Origin of the sequence: Burkholderia aenigmatica (assembly GCF_902499175.1) — a bacterium.
GTDB lineage: Bacteria > Pseudomonadota > Gammaproteobacteria > Burkholderiales > Burkholderiaceae > Burkholderia > Burkholderia aenigmatica.
Map to the genome: position 1 here is coordinate 1 of NZ_CABVQC010000002.1, position 18,932 is coordinate 18,932.

An 18,932-nucleotide genomic window follows, 5' to 3' on the forward strand; every position below is an offset into this window, starting at 1 on the left:
GTCGCGCGGGGCCGGCGCCGGCGGCGGCTTCGTCGCCCGCGCGGCGTGCCCAGTCGGCGATGGCCGGGTGTGCGTCGACGAGCGTGCGCGTCAGCCCGAACACGTCCGCGAGGTTCATCGCCTCGTCGAGCAGCGCGCGGCCGGCGCCTCCCGACTGTTCGAGCGCGAACGCACTGAGCGCCATGATCTCGATGCGCGCTTGCCCCATGCTCATTTCGCGGGCCAGCACGGCGGCTTCGTCGAGCGCCGCGCTCGCATCGTCCCAGCGGCGCGCGGCCAGCGCGGCGCCCGCGTGCGCGGTCGCCTGCAGCAGCACGACAGGGCGCCGCCACAACGGCCCGTGCGACGGAAACTCGGCCGCGGCGATCGCATCGATCCGCTCGACGAGCGCATGGCAGGTCGCTTCGCGATAGCGCGCCGCGTGGATGCGCACCTGTTCGGCGAGACTCGCGACCGACAGGCGCGGCAGGCGGCGCGCGACGCCCATCGCATCGAGCGCTTCGAGCAGGTCGATCGCACGGTGCTCGACGCCGCGCAGCAGCGCGATGCGCGCGGCGGTGCGATAGCCGAGCAGCACGGTATCGGGCGTGCCCGTATGCTCGAGCACGTCGAGCCGGTTCGCGAGCAGCGCGGCGGCCTGGTCGACGCGATCGGCCTCGTAGGCGAGCGCCGCGCACATCGCCGCGAGCATGCAGGTCAGCGGATGGCGGCGCCCGAGATCGGCTTCCGCGCGCGCCAGCGCCGGCGACAGTGCGTCGTCGGCCAGCCGGACCTGGCCCTCGCGCAGGTAGCTCAGCCCCGTGATCAGTTCGCCCCAGCGCGCGACATAGCCGAACCCGGCCGCCGTCTCGCCACGCGGCGCCGCGTGCTGGAAGCGGCGCGCCTGCGCCGGTTCGCCGACGATGATCGCGCGTGCCGACAGCCGGTTCGCTTGCATTTGCGCGAGCCAGGTCGCCGCCGGTGGCGTGAAATCGGCCCACGGTTCGAACAGCTCGACGAAGCGGTCGATTTCGTCGGCGTAATACGCGGCCGCGCTGAGGATCAGCGCGCATTCGTAGCGCATTGCCGCGGGCGTGCCGGGATCCGCGAGGATGCCCGCGATCTGGCGCCGCGCCTCGACATGGCGCTCGCCGAGCGCCAGCGCCCATGCCACCGCGACGCGCAGCGTCGGACGCTTGTCGAGCTCCGCATCGGGCAGCAGCGCGAGCCAGTCGAGCACGTCGTTGATACGGCCCTGCTTGATCGCATCTTCGAGGCAACGCTGCGCGAGTGCGTACGCCACCTCGAACTGGCCCGCCGCATACGCGTGACGTGCCGCTTCCTCGGTCATCCCGTGCGCGTCGAGCCATGCGGCCGCACGCGCATGCAGCGCGCTGCGCTCGGTATCCGGGCCCGCGGCCAGGCGGTCGCGCAGCGTGTCGCGCACGAGCGGATGCAGCCGGCACCAGTCCGAATCGTCCGACGCAATGAACAGCGGCGTGTCGCGTGCGAGCCGCGCGAGACGGTCGGGCGCGTCCGCGTCGTCGAGCAGCGCGGCGCACAGCGACGGATGCAGGCGATCGGCGACGCTCGTGCGGGTCAGGAACGCGGTGTCGTCGGCCGACAGGTTCGTGAGCAGCAGCTCGACCAGCCGGTCGCGCGTGCCGTCCACGCGGGCGGCGAGCGCGTCGACCGCCTGACGCGGATCGGCCGAGTGCGCCATCGCAGCCATCGCGAGCTGCAGGCCGAGCGGCCAGCCGTCGACGCGTTCGAACAGCCGCGCGCAGGCGTCGGCATCGACCCGCTGCGCAAAGCGCGCGCCGACCAGCGCGATCGTCTCGTCGAGCGTGAAGCGCAGCCAGTCGGGGCCCGCGAGCGTGCATTGCCCGCCGGCGAGCAGATCGCCGGCCACGTGATCGAGCCCGCGCCGCGCGGCGACGACGACATGCAGGTTTTGCGGCGCGTTGTGCAGCACGTAGGTCAGCGCATCGAGGCCGGCTGGCGGCAGACGCTCCGCATCGTCGACGATCAGGAGCGCATCGATCGACAGTTGCGCGACTTCGGCCAGCCACGCGGTCACGCCCTCCAGCGCGCGCGCCGCGTCGGCCGCGCCGACCGGAATCAGGCGCCCGAAGCCGGGCCGCGCGCAGCCGGTCCGTACCGCCTGCACGAGCCCCTGCAGCAACCGGGCCGCATCGTCGCGCTCGTCGGCCGACAGCCACACGACCGCGCGGCCGAGCGCGAGGGTTTCGCGGCGCCATTGCGCGAGCAGCGAGGTCTTGCCGTAACCGGCCGGCGCCTGCACGAGCGTGACCGGTCGGCCGTCGAAGGCGGGCGCGGCGAGGCTCAGCCGCGCGCGGGCCAGCAACTGCGCCGGCACGCGCGGCGCGGTCGTCTTCAGGACCAGTTCGGTGGGAGGCGCGTCGGCGCGATCGGGTGGGTAGGCCATCGGGGCAGCAGTCGGAATCCGGCGGTGCCGTGCGGGCCAGCGTCCGGGGTGGGTGTGGGGGGAAGGATCGGTCGAACCGCGTTCGCCCGTCAATCCCCCCCGCGACGAGTGGGGCCGCACCGGCACCGCATCGATAGCATGGGTTCCGATGCATGACGAACACCACGAGGAGCCCACCCATGAACATCGTATCGACCGGCACGCGGCGCAGCGCGCCGCTCGCCGGATAAGCGGAGCGGCACGATGTACCGCCATCTGCTCGTGACGGTCGACGGCACGCCCGGCGGCATCGACGCGATCGGCCATGCGCTCGAACTGGCGCGCGCGGTCGGCGCCCGGGTCACGTTCATGCTGACCGGCGCCGCACCGGACTCGCGTTTATCCGGAGCGCGGCTGCCGGAGCACGGTGCGAAAGTGGAAGCCGCCGCGCGGGCGCAAGGGTTGTCCCATGCGATCGCGGGGGCCGGCCAACCGGGGGCCGGCGACGCAGCGCCCGGCGTGCTGGCGGCCGAACTCGGCTGCGACCTGATCGGCGTCGCGGCGCTGCCGCACGATGCCGATGCAGCGGCCTGCGCGCAACGGCAGCATCTGCTCACGACGAGCGGCGTGCCGGTGCTCGTGTGCCCGTCGCGGCGATCGCCTGCCGAGGCGCGCGTGATGGCGCGTTGCCTCGATGCGCATCGCGCAGTCGGCGGGTTGCTGCATGCGCTGACAGCGTCCGGCGCGGACGTAGACGTGGACGTGAACGCGCAGCAGCAACGGGCCGACACGCAGGATGCGCTGGCATCGCTCGCCGCCCTGCAGCGCGCCCGGGTCGGCACGGCCGCCGAAGCGCGCCTCTTCGCGGCATTGCGCGTCCGCGCGGAGTGCGTCGCGGCCGAACTGGATGAACTCGACCGCCAGCGGCGGCGCGACGCCCAAGCGCTCGATGCGCTCCTGCGGATCGCCGCCGACGGGCTGCCGTCGATCGCGTTCGACGCGGCGCTCGCCCGCTATGCGCACGGCGCGTTCGAGCAGATGGGACGGATGGAAGGCGTGATTTTCCCGGCCGCGCGGCGCTACCTGGGCGACGCGGACTGGACCGGACTGGATGAATCGCTGGCGGACGGCGCAGCCGCGCAGCCGCCACGCGCAAACGAACCGAACGAACCCGACGATGCGCGACGCGCATCCGACTGACACCATACGGAGAACAAAGATGGCACATGCAGTGCGATTCCACGAAACCGGCGGCCCCGAGGTCCTGCGCTGGGAGGAAGTCGAGGTCGGCGACCCGGGCCCCGGCCAGGTACGCCTGCGGCACGACGCGGTCGGCCTGAATTTCGCCGACACGTATTTCCGCAGCGGCCTGTATCCGGTGCCGCTGCCGGCCGGCCTCGGCGTCGAGGCAGCCGGCGTGGTCGAGGCCGTCGGCCCCGGCGTGACGAATGTCGCCGTCGGCGACCGCGTGACCTACACGGGCTTCCTGAACACGCTCGGCGCGTACAGCACCGAACGGCTGATCCCCGCCGCGCCGCTCGTGCGGCTGCCGGCCGGCATCACGTGCGAAACGGCCGCGGCGATGACGATGCGCGGCCTGACGTCGGCCTACCTGATGCGCCGCATCCACGCGTTCGCACCGGGCGACACGATCCTGCTGCACGCGGCCGCCGGCGGCGTCGGGCTGATCGTGTCGCAATGGGCGAAGCTGCTCGGGCTCACGGTGATCGGCACCGTCTCCAGCGAGCACAAGGCCGGGATCGCCCGTGCGCACGGTTGCGACCATACGATCGACTACAGCCGCGAGGACGTCGCGAAGCGCGTGCGCGAACTGACGGACGGCACGGGCGTCGACGTCGTGTTCGACAGCGTCGGCAAGGACACTTTCGAAGGCTCGCTCGATTCGCTGAAGCGGCGCGGGCTGATGGTGTGCGTCGGCACCGCGTCGGGCCCGATCCCGCCGTTCGATCCGCAGCGCCTCGCGATGAAGGGCTCGCTGTACCTGACGCGCCCGGCGCTGGCCGACTACATCGCCGATCCCGCCGAGAAGAACGACCTGGCCGGCGAACTGTTCGCGCACGTCGCGGCCGGCCGGATCCGGATCGAGATCAACCAGCGCTACGCGCTACAGGACGCGGCGCAGGCACACCGCGATCTCGAATCGCGCAAGACGACCGGTTCGTCGGTGTTCATCGTCTGAGGAGACGCGCATGCGAGTCGAACCCCTGACCTGCGCGATCGGCGCGGAACTGCTGGATGTGAGCCTCGCCGACGCCGTGCACGACGACGGCCTGTTCGCCGAGATCCGCGCGCAACTGCTCCGGCATCGCGTGCTGTTCCTGCGCGACCAGGACATCACGCGCGCCGAACATGTCGCGTTCGCGCGGCGCTTCGGCGAGCTCGAGGATCATCCGGTGGCCGGCAGCGATCCCGAGCACCCGGGGCTCGTGCGGATCTACAAGTCGCCCGACCAGCCGAACGACCGCTACGAGAATGCGTGGCACAGCGATGCGAGCTGGCGCGTGGCGCCGCCGTTCGGCTGCGTGCTGCGCTGCGTCGACGGTCCGCCGGTTGGCGGCGACACGATGTGGGCGAACATGGTGCTCGCATACGAGCGCCTGCCGGAGCACGTGAAGCAGCAGATCGACGACTTGCGCGCGCGCCACAGCATCGAGGCGAGCTTCGGCGCGGCGATGCCGATCGACAAGCGCCTCGCGCTGAAGGCGCAATACCCGGACGCCGAGCATCCGGTCGTGCGCACGCATCCCGAAACAGGCGAGAAGGTGCTGTACGTGAACGCGTTCACCACGCATTTCACCAACTTCCATACACCGGAGCGCGTGCGCTTCGGGCAGGACGCGAACCCGGGCGCCGGGCAACTGCTGCAATACCTGATCAGCCAGGCCTACATCCCCGAATACCAGGTGCGCTGGCGCTGGAAGAAGAACAGCGTCGCGATCTGGGACAACCGCAGCACCCAGCACTACGCGGTGATGGACTACCCACCGTGCGTGCGCCGGATGGAGCGCGCGGGCATCGTCGGCGACGTGCCGTTCTGAGCGCGTCCGCACCGTAACCGATTCGCAACCCTGAACCACGCGCCGGGCCTGCCGCCCGGCGCGGCGGGATACGCACGCCCGTACGCCCGACATACAACGATTTCCACTGGAGGACGACATGCAATTTCTCGACGATTCGCTGCACCCGGAAAACCAGGACAAGGTAGTCATCACGGTCGCCCCGTACGGCCCCGAATGGATGCCCGCCGATTTTCCGGAAGACATTCCGGTGACGATGGACGAGCACGTGCAGAAGGCCGTCGACTGCTACAACGCCGGCGCGACGGTGCTGCACATGCATGTGCGCGAGCTCGACGGCAAGGGCAGCAAGCGGCTGTCGAAGTTCAACGAGCTGCTCGGCCGGCTGCGCGAGGCGGTGCCCGACATGATCCTGCAGGTGGGCGGCTCGATCTCGTTCGCGCCGGAAGGCGAGGGCGCCGATGCGAAATGGCTGTCCGACGACACGCGCCACATGCTCGCCGAGCTGACGCCGAAGCCCGACCAGGTGACGGTCGCGATCAACACCGTGCAGATGAACATCACCGAGCTGATGAACCGCAAGGACATCGCCGGCACGTCGCTGAACGATGCCGCGTACTGGGACGCGTACCGCGAGATGACCGTGCCGGCCGGCCCCGGCTGGGTCGACGAACACCTGCGCCGCCTGCAGGCGGCAGGCATCCAGCCGCATTTCCAGCTCACCGGCATGCACGCGCTGGAAACGCTCGAACGGATCATCCGCCGCGGCGTCTATCGCGGCCCGCTGAACGTGACGTGGGTCGGCATCGGCGGCGGCTTCGACGGCCCGAATCCGTACAACTTCATGGAATTCGTGCGGCGTTGTCCGGATGGCGCGTGCATCACGCTCGAATCGCTGATGAAGAACGTGCTGCCGATCAACACGGTCGCGATGGCGCTGGGCCTGCATCCGCGCTGCGGGATCGAGGACACGATCATCGACCAGAAAGGCAACCGGATGACGTCGGTGCAGCAGGTCGAGCAGTGCGCACGGATCGCGCGCGAACTCGGCCGCGACATCGCCACCGGCAAGGAGGCGAAGGCGATCTACCGGATCGGCGTGCAGTACGACGGCATCGACGAGACGCTGGCGCACCTCGGGATGGCGCCGAACCGCCGGCCGGGCCAGGCGAACGTGCCGCTGCGGGCGGCCTGACGCACCGCGCATCCGCGCATCCGGGTAGGCGGCCGTGACGGCCGCCGCCCGCCGATCGTTGTGGCGTGGCACCCACCCCTGCGCAGCGCGCGGGAGCGGACTCCGGTCAACGGAGCGGGGCCACGCAAGCCGCGCCGGAGCACGACCGCTCCGGTGCCGGAGGAGACACGCATGCTGATCCATCATGTCGAGCCGTCGATGCAGGACGTCGCCGCCGCCGGCCGGCGCGCGCCCGCGTATGCGTGGCTCGTGTTCGGGCTGACCGTCGGCCTGCTGCTGTCGGACTACATGTCGCGGCAGGTGCTCAACGCCGTGTTCCCGCTGCTCAAGCACGCGTGGGCGCTGTCGGACACGCAGCTCGGTTCGCTGTCCGGTGTCGTCGCGCTGCTGGTCGGGCTTTTGACGTTTCCGCTGTCGGTGCTCGCCGACCGCTTCGGCCGCGTGCGCAGCATCGTGCTGATGGCCGCGCTGTGGAGCGTCGCGACGCTCGGCTGCGCGCTGTCGACCAACTACGCCGAGATGCTGGTCGCGCGCGGCCTCGTCGGGCTCGGCGAAGCCGCATACGGCAGTGTCGGCGTCGCGCTGATCCTCAGCATCTTTCCGGCACGCCTGCGCGCGACGCTGACCGGCGCGTTCATGGCCGGCGGCGCGTTCGGCTCCGTGTTCGGGATGGCGCTCGGCGGGCTGGTCGGCGCGCATCTCGGCTGGCGCTGGTCGTTCGGCGTGATGGCCGCGCTCGGCATCGTGCTGCTCGTCGCCTATCGCTGCGTCGTGACCGAACGGCGGCTCGCCGCTTATCGGATCGAGCCGTGCCGGCGCGACGCCAGCGCGCCGCGTGACTTGCGCGGCAGCGCGCGTGCGCTGATGTCGGGGCTGTTCGCGTCGCGCTCGGTGATCTGCGCGTATCTCGGCAGCGGGCTGCACCTGTTCGTGCCGGGCGCGCTGTTCGCGTGGCTGCCCAGCTACCTGAACCGCTACTACGCGATGGCGCCCGACCGTGCGGCCGTGCTCGCGGCCGGCTTCGTGCTGCTCGCAGGCGTCGGGATGGTCGGCTGCGGGATCGTCACCGACCGCGTCGGCAAGACCGACGGCAAGCGCAAGTGGCTGACCGCGATCGCGTATTGCGTGCTCACGGGCGTGTGCCTCGCGATTGCGTTCCGGCTGCCGCCCGGGCCGCTGCAGCTCGCGCTGATCTGCGTGGGGATGCTGGTCGGCGCGGGTGCGTCCGGTGCGTCGGGCGCGATGGTCGCGAACCTGACGCCGGCCGCGATCCACGCATCGGCGTTCGCGACGCTCACGCTCGCCAACAACCTGCTCGGCATGGCGCCGGGCCCGCTGCTGACGGGGTGGGTCGCCGATCGCGCCGGGCTCGTCGGCGCGCTGCAATGGATTCCTGTCGTGCCGCTCATGGCCGCCGTGCTGTTCGCGATCGGACGCGCGAGCTACGTGGCCGATCTCGCGCGCGTCGAACGCGAACGGCGCGCGTCCCACCTTTCCTGAACGCTTCGGAGACTGCATGACCCTGACGACCACCCCCACCATCCTGATCGTGCCCGGCTTGCGCGATCACGTCGAAGACCACTGGCAAACGCACCTCGAACGGCGCCTGCCGAACGCGCGCTCGGTCGCGCCGCTCGAAGCCGACAAGCTGAGCCGCGCCGCACGCGTCGCGGCGCTCGATGCGGCGCTGGCCGAGATCGACGGCCCCGTGATCCTGGTCGCGCACAGCGCGGGGGTGATGATTACGGTGCACTGGGCGCGGCAGGCCACGCGCAAGATCCACGGCGCGCTGCTCGCGGCGCCCGCCGATCTCGAGTCGCCGATGCCCGCCGGTTATCCGGCGTCCGATGCGATCGAAGCCAACGGCTGGACGCCGATACCGACCGAACGGCTGCCGTTTCCGAGCGTCGTCGCCGCGAGCCGCAACGATCCGCTCGCGCGTTTTGAGCGCGTCGAGGCGCTGGCGGCCGGGTGGGGTAGCCAGCTCGTCGATCTGGGGGCGGTCGGGCACCTGAACCCGGCGTCGGGGTATGGCGAGTGGCAGGATGCGGAGCGGCTGATCGGGGAGGTGGCCGCACTCGGCGCGGCCTGACTGGCTGAATATCCCTGTGTTCCGCGCGCCGCGCCCGACCGGGCAGCCGGCGCGCAACCTGTCGCTGTCGGGCCGCGATACGGCCCCGAACCGATTCCATTTCGCCGCCCGCCGAGATACGACGTCTTAACACGCCGCACAATCGACGTCGCACGGCGCCACAGCAGCGGTCGACACACAAATCCTCAACAAACGGAAGGTGTTTGTCAGGGAAAATCCCGCCCTGTGCACGGTGGTTTTTTGTTGACCGACATCGTATAACGCCGTCATGATTTCCTGAAAAGAAAGGTCCCATCCACCGACCGAAGTGAGGAGACATGAACGCCACCACGATCGCTCGCCGTGTCCGCCGGATCGCACTCGCCCTGGGTTTCACGCTGTCGGCCGCGGCAGCCGTTGCCGCTCCCGTCTCGCTGAACATCGTCGATGTCGCGGGCAACCTGCAGCTCACGCAGAAGGCCATCGAGGCCTTCCGCGACAAGAACCCGAATCTTGTCTCGAACGTCACGTTCACGAACGCGCCGGCGCCGCAATTGCCGGGCAAGATCAAGGCGATGCAGGCGGCGGGGCGCTCGGACATCGATCTCGTCCTGACGGGCACCGACGCGCTGGCCGCCGGCATCGAGCAGAACCTGTGGCTGAAGCTGCTGCCCGACGACGCGGCCGCGTTCCCCGGTGTGCTCGACAAATACGCGCCCGGCCCGCGCAAGATGCAGGATCTCGCGCAGGGCTTCGGTCTCGAAGTCGCCTACATGCCGGCCGGCCCGCTGCTCGAATACAACCCGGCGAAGGTCAGCAACCCGCCGAAGACGCCCGATCAGCTGCTCGCATGGTGCAAGGCACACCCGAACAAGCTGATCTATGCGCGCCCGGCGAACTCGGGCCCCGGCCGCACGTTCCTGATGGGGCTGCCGTACGTGCTCGGCGACAAGAATCCGCAGGATCCGATCAACGGCTGGGACAAGACCTGGGCGTTCCTCAAGGCGCTGAACGACTGCGTGCCGTACTACCCGGGCGGCACGTCGGCCGTGATGAAGGAGCTCGGCGAGGGCACGCGCGACATGACCGTGACCGTCACCGGCTGGGATCTCAACCCGCGCGCACTCGGCATCGTGCCGGCCGAGTTCCGGATCCAGGCCTTCGACAACATGACGTGGGTCAACGACGCGCACTACATGGTGATCCCGAAGGGCGTGTCGAAAGAGAAGCTCGACGTGCTGTTCAAGCTGATGAACTTCCTGCTCGAACCGGCGCAACAGGCGATGACCTATGACGACGGCTATTTCTATCCGGGCCCGGCGGTGAAAGGCGTGACGCTCGAGATGGCGCCCGCGCACAGCCAGGAGGTGGTCCGCAAGTTCGGCCGCCCCGAGTACGCGAAGCTGCTCGCGGATCGCCCGCACGTGCAGCCGCTCAGCGCGCAGGCGATGGTCGCCGCGTTCCAGAAGTGGGATCGTGAAATCGGCGCGCAGAAGTCGAAGTGACGCATGAACCCGCAGGCGCCGAGGCGCCCGTGTCAACGGAGTGGGCCGGATGAAACACAGTTTCGAACGGCTGCGGCTCGATGGCGTGTGCCGCAGCTTCACCAATGCGGAAGGCGCGCAGGTCGCCGCGCTGAACGGGCTCGATCTCGAGATCCGGCGCGGCGAGTTCATCGCGCTGCTCGGCCCGTCGGGTTGCGGCAAGTCGACCGCGCTCAACTGCATCGCGGGGCTGCAGCCGCTCACGCGCGGCGGCATCTGGCTCGACGACACGCGCATCGACGTGCTGCCGCCCGAGCGCCGCGGCTTCGGGATGGTGTTCCAGAACTACGCGCTGTTTCCGCACATGTCGGTGCTCGACAACGTCGGCTTCGGCCTCAAGATGCGCGGCGTGCCAAAGCAGGAAACGCGGCGGCGCGCACAGCAGGCGCTCGAACTCGTGCAGCTCGTCGGGCACGAGGGCAAGCTGCCCGGGCAGCTGTCGGGCGGGCAGCAGCAGCGCGTCGCGATCGCACGCGCGATCGTGATCGAGCCGCCGCTCGTGCTGATGGACGAACCGCTGTCGAACCTCGACACGAAGCTGCGCATCGAGATGCGCGCCGAGATCCGCCGGATCCACACGCAGCTCGAACGCGCGACGATCTACGTGACGCACGATCAGGACGAAGCGCTGTCGATGGCCGACCGCATCGTCGTGATGAAGGAGGGCGTCGTGCAGCAGGTTGCGACGCCGAAGGACGTCTATACGCGTCCGCACAACCTGCATGTCGCGCGCTTCATGGGCTATCGCAACGTGCTGCCGTTCATGCTCGAAGGGATGGCCGGCGATTACGTGAAGGTCGCAGGGGGCGGCGCGCAACTCACCGGTGTGCCGATGGATGGCTTCGATGCAAAGGACGTGACAGTCGCGCTGCGGCCCGACGACATCGAGCGGGCAGACGATGCGGGCGACAACACGAACACGTTCGATGCGACCGTCGAAACGGTCGAATACGGCGGCCGCGATTCGCTGATCCGCGCGGTCACGCCGTTCGGCGCGATCTGGGCGCGCGTGGCCGGCGAATTCGCGGAAGGCGAGCGGTTGCGGCTGCGCGTTGCGCCGTCACGCACGCTCGTCTACCCGGGAGCGCCGAAATGAGCGGCGTGGCCGCAGCCCGGTTACACCGGGAGACCGCATGAGCACGCTCTCGGCCGGCACCCCGCGCGACTCAAAAGCCTGGCTCGTCACGCCCGCGCTCGCGTTCATCGTCGCGCTGTTCATCTATCCGTTCGCGTACGGCCTCGTGCTGTCGTTTCAGCCGATGAACGGCGGCGGCGCGCTCGCGAACTACGTGCAGTTCTTCACCGACACGGCCATGTGGCCGACCGTGCTCGTCACGCTGAAGCTCGCGGTGCCGGCGACGCTGCTCAACGTCGGCATCGCGGTGCCCGTCGCGTTCGCGCTGCGCCGCAACTCGCCGTACCAGAAGTTCGTCACGACGCTGCTCGTGATTCCCGTGACGCTCGGCACGGTGCTGGTCGCCGACGGGATGCTCACGTACTTCGGGCCGAACGGCTGGTTCCCGCAGGCGCTGCAGGGGCTGCACCTGTACACCGACGAAGTGCGCCTCACGCACAACTACTGGGGTGTGCTGCTGTCGCTGATCGTGTCGGGCTTTCCGTTCGCGTTCCTGCTGATGCTGTCGTACATCAGCGGCATCGACCCGACGCTCGCGCGCGCGGCCGCGACGCTCGGCGCGAACCCGTGGCAGCAGTTCCGGCAGATCTACCTGCCGCTGCTCGTGCCGGGGCTCACGATGGCCGCGTGCCTGTCGTTCGTGCAGGCGTTCTCGGTGTTCCCGTCGGCCGTGCTGCTCGGCGCGCCGGCCGGGCCCACGCGCGTGATCTCGATCGCGGCGGCGGAAGCCGCGTTCGAGAGCTACGACTATTCGCTCGCGTCGGCGATCGCGATCGTGATGGGTTTCGTGCAGTTGCTGGTGGTCGCCTCGATGCTCGGCGCGCGCCGCTTCTTCTATACCGGCGCGGTGACGGGAGGCAAGGGCTGATGGCGACCGACAATCATGCCGCGCGCACCTGGCCGCCGAAACACGATGCGTCCGATGCGCGGGCCGTCGATGCGAGGAAACCGCGCAAGATGAAAAGCAACCTGGCCGGCCGTGCGTGGAAGGCGCTCGTCTGGGGGCTGATGGCGTTCTTCCTGCTGAACGTGATGCTGCTGATCGCGACCGTCGCGGTGAACTCGATCGCGACCCGCTGGTTCGGCACGCCGCTGCCGCAGGGCTTCACGCTGCACTGGTATGCGAAGGCGTGGGAGGACTTCCAGCTCGCGAGCGTGCTGTGGGTGACCGTCGAGGTCGTCGGCGCGGTCGTGCTGCTGTCGATCGCGCTCGGCGTGCCAGCCGCGTATGCGCTCGCGCGCGTGCAGTTTCGCGGCAAGCGCTTCGCGCTGCTGGTGTTCCTGCTGCCGCTGATGGTGCCGCCCGTCACGTACGGGATCCCGATGGCCACCGTGATGTACAAGGTCGGGCTCGCGGGCACCTTGCCCGGCGTGATCCTCGCGAACCTCGTGCCGGCGCTGCCGTTCGTGATCCTCGTGATGACGCCGTTCATCGAGCAGATCGACCCGAATCTCGAAGCCGCCGCGCGCATCTTCGGTGCGAACACGTGGCGCTATTTCCGCTACGTGCTGCTGCCGCTGCTCGTGCCCGGCATGCTCGCGGCGGGGCTGCTCGTGCTGGTACGCACGATCGGGATGTTCGAGCTGACCTTCTTCACCGCCGGGCCGAGCACGCAGACGCTAGTCGTCGCGCTGTATTACGCGGTGTTCTCGACCGGCGTGCGCGCGCCGCAGTCGATCGACGCGATGGCGATGATCTACATGGCCATCACGCTCGTGTGGGTCGTGATCGCGCTGCAGTTCGTGAGCCCGACGCAGCTCGTCAGCCGCGTGAAGCAGGAGCGGCAGTAGGCGAGGGCGACGCACGGGCGTGCGATGCCGCTTGCGTATCCGTGCAATTGGTTACAAATGGATACCGCGCCCGACACGCGGACGTTGCAGACTACGCGGCGTTCACCCGATAACGGATATCCATGAAGTTCCACACGCTGCTGACACTCGCCGGGGCATCGACGCTGCTGGCCGCCTGCAACCTGCTCCACGACGGCCCCGGTTCGAGCGACGTCGACGCTGCCGTGCGCCGCGCGCTCGAGGCGGAAAACCACGGCGGCCTGAACGCGTTGTTCGGCCAGCCGCTGCCCGTCTCGGCCGATGTCGTGTCGGCGAAACCCGACGGCGACTGCAAGAAGCTCGGCGATCGCACCTACTCGTGCGACGTCGTGGTCACGTGGCGCAATGCCGACTACAAGCCGTCGCGCGCGAACCTGACCTTCGTGGAGGCCGCCGACGGCGCGTGGCAGACGTCCGGCGTCGACGCGGCGATCGTGACGGGCACCGCAAAATCGCTGGTCGACGAGATCGGCAAGGCGTGGCCCGGCAATGCGGCGAGCGGCGCGTCGGCGCCGCAGTGACGCAAGCGGGCGGCGGGCTGGTCGCTTCCGTCCCGCGATGCGCGGTCTGCCGCGCCTGAAGGCCGCACGGTTCCTTCTGCTCGGCAGACGGCACGCCATCGACCGGTTGCCGCGCGCACGTCGCGGCCTGCACCGGGGCGGGGGTGGGGGCGGGTCAGCGCCCGCGACTCGGCTGGCCGGATACGGTTGCCGGCAGCGCCGGGCGGCCGGACGCGGCCGACCCACCGGCTTCCGCGCCGATCCCCGACGACTGCGCGATGCGTGCTTCGGCCGCCTGGATATCTTCCGGGTACTGGCCTTTCAGCGGCTTGTAGCCGGCTTGTTCAACCTGGCGCAACTGCGCGACGACTTCGGCGCGCGTGACAGGGCCATTGGCCGTCTGCGCAAACGACACGGCGGGCGCCGCGATCGCGGCTGCGAGGACGAGCAGGGAAAGGGCTGGTTTCATCTTCAGGATCTCCGAACAGGACAGGGTGGCCGGCGCGGCGCGGACACCGCAACCGGTCCACCCATCTTGTTCGACCGGTGCTTAAGCGCGGATTAACGGAGAAAAAGGGCGCGAGCACCGTGTACGCGCGCGATTGAACGCATCCTCGGTATGCGGGCTGCCTTATAGGGAAAACCCTTATTTCGAGATATAATCACGGCCTAAGAGATAGGTCGAACCATGCCTGAACGTTTCCAAACCCTTGAAAAATTTGTGTTTTCCCTCGTCGTGATGTCCGCCGTCGTGTGCTCGGCATTCCTCGCGTACGAGCGTCACCCCGAGATCAAGATCGCGCTGCACGAAGGCGAAGCGCTGATGCGCGAGAGCGCCAAGTATTCGGTCATCTGCTCGCCGTCCAAGGTCGATCCTTGCGTCGAGATGTCCGCTTACTGACATGCGCACCGATAGCGGTGCGCCGCTGTCGAAACGGCGTTTCCAGGATTCGCCCGATTCAGTTTCAGACGCGCGCTACAGCGTTGGCGGCCCGGATTCCTTGAAGTAGAGCCCATCGGGAATTCGCAACCGGCCGCAAGACCGGGCGGATGCACGAGCCCGCCACGTGCCGAGTCGCTGACGTAAGCAGCCCCCCGAATTCAGCCGGCCCCGCTTCGAGCAATCGAGCGGGGCCGCTCTGTTTGCGCGGTTCAAATGACCGCCCGCCACGCCGTGCTCAACACCCGTCACACCACATGCCGTGGCGTGCCGCCCACGAACGCGGCGACGTTGTCTACGAGCTGATCGGCGAGCGCCTGCATCGCTTCGTCGCTTGCCCACGCAACGTGCGGCGTCAGGATGAACGCCGGATGCGACAGGATTGCGTGGAACGGATGCGCGGCCGGCAGCGGCTCCTGCGTGACCACGTCGAACCCCGCGCCCGCGATCTGCCCCGACTGCAAGGCGTCGACGAGCGCGCTTTCGTCCACGAGCCCGCCGCGCGCGGTATTGATCAGCAGCGGCCGGCGCGCCATCCGCGCGAACGCGGCCGCGTCGATCAGGTGCCGTGTCGCCGGCGTGAGCGGGCAGTGCAGCGTGATCACGTCGCTGTCGCGCAGCAGCGTGTCGAGCGGTACGTAGTCGTCGCCCGACGCCTCGCCGTGCGCCGCGAACCGCACGCGCATGCCAAGCGCGCGGGCGATGCCGGCCACCGCGCGCCCGAGCACGCCGTCGCCGACGATCCCGAGCATCGAGCCGGCCAGGTCGCGAATCGGATGATCGAAAAAGCAAAACTGCCTGCTGTCGAGCCAGCGCCCCGCGCGCACCGCGTCGCGGTACGCGACGAGGCTGCGGCGCAGCGCGAAGATCAGCGCGAACGTGTGCTCGGGCACCGTGCGGACCGCATACCCGCGAATGTTGCTCACGACGATGCCGCGCGCCGCGCACGCGTCGAGATCGACGATGTCGGTGCCCGTCGCGGCGATCGCGATCATCCGCACGCGCCGCGCATCGGCAAGCGTGGCGGCATCGAGCCGTACCTTGTTGGTCACGACGATGTCTGCGTCGCCGATGCGCGCGGCAATCTCGTGCGCGGCCGTCCGGTCGAACGTGCGCACCACGTGCGGAAACGGAAACGGCTTCAGTACGGTGTGCGGCGACAGCGTCGCGCGGTCGAGAAACACGATCGTCGCGGGAGAGGAAACAGAAAACATGGCGGGGCTCGCTGACAGGCGCCCGGCGGGCGCGGAACGGGTTCGATTCTGCCGGCGGCGCGCATGCCGTCGTTTGACCGTTGCGCAAGTGCGCTTTCCCGGATGGAAAGGCTGATGCACCGCAGATGGGAAGGTGCGCGGCACACGCCTTTCCGTTTCGGAAAGGCTGGTTGAGCATCGATCGATGTTCGCCGGGCGCGAACGCCGTCATGATCGCCGTCATCGACACCACGATTTCATCGGAGACAGCCATGACACGCCCCCTGGACGGCATCCGCGTGCTGGAACTCGGCCAACTGATCGCCGGGCCGTTCGCGGGCCGGATGCTCGCCGAATTCGGCGCGGACGTGCTCAAGATCGAGCCGCCCGGGCTCGGCGATCCGCTGCGCAAATGGCGGCTGCTGCACGACGGCACGTCGGTGTGGTGGGCCGCGCAGTCGCGCAACAAGACCTCGCTCACACTCGACCTGCGTACGCCCGAAGGGCAGGACGTCGTGCGCCGCCTCGTCGCCGAGACCGACGTGCTGATCGAGAACTTCCGGCCCGGCACGCTCGAAGGCTGGGGGCTCGGCTGGGATGCGCTGTCCGCGATCAACCCGGGGCTCGTGATGCTGCGCGTGTCGGGCTTCGGGCAGACGGGCCCGTACCGCGACCGTCCCGGCTTCGGCGTGATCGCCGAAGCGATGGGCGGCCTGCGGCACCTGACCGGCGAGCCCGGCCGCACACCGGTGCGCGTCGGCATCTCGCTCGGCGATTCGCTGTCGGCGCTGCACGGCGTGATCGGCGTGCTGCTCGCGCTGCGGCATCGCGAGCAGCAGGGCGGCAAGGGGCAAGTCGTCGACGTCGCGCTGTACGAATCGGTGTTCAACCTGATGGAAAGCCTGCTGCCCGAATACTCGGCGTTCGGCGCCGTGCGCGAGGCGGCCGGCAGCAGCCTGCCCGGCATCGCGCCGACCAATGCGTACCGCTGCCGCGACGGCAAGTACGCGCTGATCGCCGGCAACGGCGACAGCATCTTCCGGCGCCTGATGGAGCTGATCGGCCGGTCCGATCTCGGCAACGATCCCGCGCTCGCGCACAACGACGGGCGGGTCGCGCAGGTCGAACGCATCGACGCGGCGATCGGCGCGTGGAGCGCGCAGCACGATCTCGACGCCGTGCTGGCCGCGCTGAACGAAGCGCGCATCCCGTCCGGGCGCATCTACGACGTGGCCGACATCGCGGCCGATCCGCATTACCGCGCGCGCGACATGCTCGTCGATGCCGCGCTGCCCGACGGCACGCCCGTGCTCGTGCCCGGCATCGTGCCGAAGCTCGGCGCGACACCCGGGCGTATCGAGCACGCGGCGCCCGCGCTTGGCGCGGATACCGACGCGGTACTCGACTCGCTCGGCATCGATGCGGCGACGCGCGACGACTGGCGCACGCGCGGCGTGATCTGAGAAGCGGAAACAGGAGCAGACAACATGAACGGGCAACGCAAACGGCTCTACCTTCACGAAGTCGCGACACGCGACGGTTTCCAGAACGAAGCGGCATTCGTCGACACCGACGACAAAATCGCGCTAGTCGATGCGCTGAGCGCGTGCGGCTACGCGAAGATCGAGGTCACGTCGTTCACGTCGCCGAAAGCGATCCCCGCGTTGCGCGACGCGGAGGCCGTGATGCACGGTATCGCGCGCGTACCGGGTGTGGTCTATACGGTGCTCGTGCCGAACGTGCGCGGCGCCGAGCGCGCGCTGTCGTGCGGCGTCGACGAAGTGAACCTCGTGATGTCGATGAGCGAAAGCCACAACCGCGCGAACCTGCGGATGACGCGCGAGCAATCGTTCGCGCAGTTGCGCGACGTGATCGACGCGGTACGCGGCACGGGGGTCGCGATCAACGTGTCGCTGTCGACCGCGATGGGCTGTCCGATGGAAGGCGACGTGCCGGTCGAAGGCGTGCTCGCGTGGATGCAGCGCTTCGCGGATCTCGGCGTGCACGGCTTCACGCTGTGCGATACGACGGGCATGGCGTTTCCGTCGCAGGTGCGCGACCTGTCGGCCCGTGCACGCGAACGCTTCGGTGCGCTACAGCTCACGCTGCACTTCCACAACACGCGGGGAATGGCGCTCGCGAACACGCTCGCGGCACTCGATGCCGGGATCGACCGCTTCGACGCATCGCTCGGTGGCCTCGGCGGCTGTCCGTATGCGCCGGGCGCGACCGGCAACGCGTGCACCGAAGAACTCGTGCACATGCTCGAACTCGACGGCTACGATACGGGCGTGGATCTCGCGGCCGTGCTGGCCGCGTCGGCACGGCTGCCGGCGCTGATCGGTCATGACGTGCCGAGCCAGCTCCTGAAGGCCGGGCGCCGCTCGGACCTTCATCCGCCGCCGCGCGCGGACGCCGGCGACATGCCCGCGCAACGCGCTTTCTCATGAACAACGAACCGGAGCGAATTTCATGGCGCTGATTGACCACCTCGACCATCTCGTGCTGACCTGCGTCGATCCCGACAGGACCAGGCATTTCTACACCGAGGTGCTGCAGATGCAGCTCGAAACCTTCGGCGCCGGCCGGCTCGCGTTCCGCTTCGGCAACCAGAAGATCAACCTGCACGTGCGCGGCGCGGAATTCGAACCGAAAGCGCATGTGCCGGTGCCCGGCGCGCTCGACCTGTGCTTCATCGCGGCGGTGCCGCTCGACGACGTGATCGCGCATCTGAAGCGCGTCGAATGGCCGATCGTCGAAGGGCCCGTCGAACGCACGGGCGCAACGCAGAAGATCCGGTCGGTCTACGTGCGCGATCCCGACCTGAACCTGATCGAGATCTCCGAGTTGATCTGACCGTCGGCGCAGCGCCGGCCGTATCGCGTGCCGCAGGAGCGCGTCGGTGCGGTCGCATGCCGCGCCGATCTCCCGCCGAAAACGGACAGCCGGATTCCGCGCTCGCCGATTCCGGATAGCCGGCCCGTGGCACGCTGCGGATAATGCGTCCATCGGCGACCGAGAGGCCGCCTTCGCACCGGACGCGACGCTTGCGTCCGCGCTTTCCGCAACCCGACCAGGC

18 protein-coding genes are annotated in these 18,932 nt (G+C 69.2%); 15 read left to right on the top strand and 3 right to left on the bottom strand.

The annotated features are described in order from the left end of the window. On the bottom strand, positions 1-2,428 hold a 2,428-nt coding region (locus tag BDO18943_RS01685), incomplete at its 3' end, for an AAA family ATPase (protein WP_175020963.1). A 243-nt stretch (positions 2,429-2,671) separates the two neighbouring features. On the opposite strand from BDO18943_RS01685, the gene BDO18943_RS01690 reads away from it, so the two are divergent. From BDO18943_RS01690 to BDO18943_RS01740, 11 genes are all read left to right on the top strand, one after another. Continuing rightward, positions 2,672-3,607 carry a universal stress protein gene (locus BDO18943_RS01690; RefSeq protein WP_175020964.1) on the top strand — a complete coding sequence of 312 codons (936 nt, stop codon included), beginning with the start codon at positions 2,672-2,674 and terminating at the stop codon, positions 3,605-3,607. Between the two features lie 19 nt (positions 3,608-3,626). Next, a complete protein-coding gene (locus BDO18943_RS01695) occupies positions 3,627-4,607 on the top strand; it encodes a quinone oxidoreductase family protein (RefSeq protein ID WP_175020965.1) in 981 nt (326 codons plus the stop codon). A 10-nt stretch (positions 4,608-4,617) separates the two neighbouring features. After that, entirely contained in the window at positions 4,618-5,466 is an 849-nt protein-coding gene (locus BDO18943_RS01700) for a TauD/TfdA dioxygenase family protein (protein ID WP_175020966.1), read from the top strand. 118 nt (positions 5,467-5,584) lie between these two features. Further along, the gene (locus BDO18943_RS01705) at positions 5,585-6,640 is read left to right on the top strand and encodes a BKACE family enzyme (RefSeq protein ID WP_175020967.1); all 1,056 of its coding nucleotides are present in this window, start codon (positions 5,585-5,587) and stop codon (positions 6,638-6,640) included. 171 nt (positions 6,641-6,811) lie between these two features. Beyond that, complete coding sequence (locus BDO18943_RS01710) at positions 6,812-8,140, top strand: MFS transporter (protein WP_175020968.1); 1,329 nt, start codon at positions 6,812-6,814, stop codon at positions 8,138-8,140. 16 nt (positions 8,141-8,156) lie between these two features. Continuing rightward, a complete protein-coding gene (locus BDO18943_RS01715; RefSeq protein WP_175020969.1) occupies positions 8,157-8,732 on the top strand; it encodes an RBBP9/YdeN family alpha/beta hydrolase in 576 nt (191 codons plus the stop codon). 317 nt (positions 8,733-9,049) lie between these two features. Then, a complete protein-coding gene (locus BDO18943_RS01720; RefSeq protein WP_175020970.1) occupies positions 9,050-10,216 on the top strand; it encodes an ABC transporter substrate-binding protein in 1,167 nt (388 codons plus the stop codon). A 49-nt stretch (positions 10,217-10,265) separates the two neighbouring features. Continuing rightward, entirely contained in the window at positions 10,266-11,351 is a 1,086-nt protein-coding gene (locus tag BDO18943_RS01725) for an ABC transporter ATP-binding protein (RefSeq protein WP_175020971.1), read from the top strand. A gap of 37 nt (positions 11,352-11,388) precedes the next feature. After that, positions 11,389-12,258 (top strand): ABC transporter permease, encoded by an 870-nt coding sequence (locus BDO18943_RS01730; RefSeq protein ID WP_175020972.1) that lies wholly within the window; start codon positions 11,389-11,391, stop codon positions 12,256-12,258. Next, the gene (locus BDO18943_RS01735; protein WP_175020973.1) at positions 12,258-13,181 is read left to right on the top strand and encodes an ABC transporter permease; all 924 of its coding nucleotides are present in this window, start codon (positions 12,258-12,260) and stop codon (positions 13,179-13,181) included. The genes BDO18943_RS01730 and BDO18943_RS01735 overlap by 1 nt, the downstream gene beginning before the upstream one ends. 122 nt (positions 13,182-13,303) lie before the next feature. Next, positions 13,304-13,741 carry a hypothetical protein gene (locus BDO18943_RS01740; protein ID WP_175020974.1) on the top strand — a complete coding sequence of 146 codons (438 nt, stop codon included), beginning with the start codon at positions 13,304-13,306 and terminating at the stop codon, positions 13,739-13,741. Positions 13,742-13,895: 154 nt separating this feature from the next. Here BDO18943_RS01740 and BDO18943_RS01745 read toward each other — a convergent pair whose 3' ends face one another. After that, positions 13,896-14,189 (bottom strand): DUF4148 domain-containing protein, encoded by a 294-nt coding sequence (locus BDO18943_RS01745; RefSeq protein ID WP_175020975.1) that lies wholly within the window; start codon positions 14,187-14,189, stop codon positions 13,896-13,898. A 219-nt stretch (positions 14,190-14,408) separates the two neighbouring features. Between BDO18943_RS01745 and BDO18943_RS01750 the strand changes: the two genes are divergently transcribed. Beyond that, entirely contained in the window at positions 14,409-14,621 is a 213-nt protein-coding gene (locus BDO18943_RS01750; RefSeq protein WP_006497261.1) for a hypothetical protein, read from the top strand. 287 nt (positions 14,622-14,908) lie between these two features. Here the strand turns inward: BDO18943_RS01750 and BDO18943_RS01755 are convergent, their stop codons facing one another. Beyond that, complete coding sequence (locus tag BDO18943_RS01755; RefSeq protein WP_175020976.1) at positions 14,909-15,874, bottom strand: D-2-hydroxyacid dehydrogenase; 966 nt, start codon at positions 15,872-15,874, stop codon at positions 14,909-14,911. A 251-nt stretch (positions 15,875-16,125) separates the two neighbouring features. On the opposite strand from BDO18943_RS01755, the gene BDO18943_RS01760 reads away from it, so the two are divergent. From BDO18943_RS01760 to BDO18943_RS01770, 3 genes are read left to right on the top strand one after another with little or no spacing between them, the layout of a single operon-like run. Further along, entirely contained in the window at positions 16,126-17,316 is a 1,191-nt protein-coding gene (locus BDO18943_RS01760) for a CaiB/BaiF CoA transferase family protein (protein ID WP_175020977.1), read from the top strand. Positions 17,317-17,340: 24 nt separating this feature from the next. After that, a complete protein-coding gene (locus BDO18943_RS01765) occupies positions 17,341-18,303 on the top strand; it encodes a hydroxymethylglutaryl-CoA lyase (RefSeq protein ID WP_175020978.1) in 963 nt (320 codons plus the stop codon). Positions 18,304-18,325: 22 nt separating this feature from the next. Further along, positions 18,326-18,709, top strand: coding sequence for a VOC family protein (locus BDO18943_RS01770; RefSeq protein ID WP_069745340.1), 384 nt, complete (start codon positions 18,326-18,328; stop codon positions 18,707-18,709). Positions 18,710-18,932: the final 223 nt, after the last annotated feature.

Bases quoted from the DNA above. Each gene is read 5' to 3' on its own strand.
- BDO18943_RS01690 (WP_175020964.1), top strand. From the start codon at position 2,672: ATGTACCGCCATCTGCTCGTGACGGTCGACGGCACGCCCGGCGGCATC.
- BDO18943_RS01695 (WP_175020965.1), top strand. From the start codon at position 3,627: ATGGCACATGCAGTGCGATTCCACGAAACCGGCGGCCCCGAGGTCCTG.
- BDO18943_RS01700 (WP_175020966.1), top strand. From the start codon at position 4,618: ATGCGAGTCGAACCCCTGACCTGCGCGATCGGCGCGGAACTGCTGGAT.
- BDO18943_RS01705 (WP_175020967.1), top strand. From the start codon at position 5,585: ATGCAATTTCTCGACGATTCGCTGCACCCGGAAAACCAGGACAAGGTA.
- BDO18943_RS01710 (WP_175020968.1), top strand. From the start codon at position 6,812: ATGCTGATCCATCATGTCGAGCCGTCGATGCAGGACGTCGCCGCCGCC.
- BDO18943_RS01715 (WP_175020969.1), top strand. From the start codon at position 8,157: ATGACCCTGACGACCACCCCCACCATCCTGATCGTGCCCGGCTTGCGC.
- BDO18943_RS01720 (WP_175020970.1), top strand. From the start codon at position 9,050: ATGAACGCCACCACGATCGCTCGCCGTGTCCGCCGGATCGCACTCGCC.
- BDO18943_RS01725 (WP_175020971.1), top strand. From the start codon at position 10,266: ATGAAACACAGTTTCGAACGGCTGCGGCTCGATGGCGTGTGCCGCAGC.
- BDO18943_RS01730 (WP_175020972.1), top strand. From the start codon at position 11,389: ATGAGCACGCTCTCGGCCGGCACCCCGCGCGACTCAAAAGCCTGGCTC.
- BDO18943_RS01735 (WP_175020973.1), top strand. From the start codon at position 12,258: ATGGCGACCGACAATCATGCCGCGCGCACCTGGCCGCCGAAACACGAT.
- BDO18943_RS01740 (WP_175020974.1), top strand. From the start codon at position 13,304: ATGAAGTTCCACACGCTGCTGACACTCGCCGGGGCATCGACGCTGCTG.
- BDO18943_RS01745 (WP_175020975.1), bottom strand. From the start codon at position 14,189: ATGAAACCAGCCCTTTCCCTGCTCGTCCTCGCAGCCGCGATCGCGGCG.
- BDO18943_RS01750 (WP_006497261.1), top strand. From the start codon at position 14,409: ATGCCTGAACGTTTCCAAACCCTTGAAAAATTTGTGTTTTCCCTCGTC.
- BDO18943_RS01755 (WP_175020976.1), bottom strand. From the start codon at position 15,874: ATGTTTTCTGTTTCCTCTCCCGCGACGATCGTGTTTCTCGACCGCGCG.
- BDO18943_RS01760 (WP_175020977.1), top strand. From the start codon at position 16,126: ATGACACGCCCCCTGGACGGCATCCGCGTGCTGGAACTCGGCCAACTG.
- BDO18943_RS01765 (WP_175020978.1), top strand. From the start codon at position 17,341: ATGAACGGGCAACGCAAACGGCTCTACCTTCACGAAGTCGCGACACGC.
- BDO18943_RS01770 (WP_069745340.1), top strand. From the start codon at position 18,326: ATGGCGCTGATTGACCACCTCGACCATCTCGTGCTGACCTGCGTCGAT.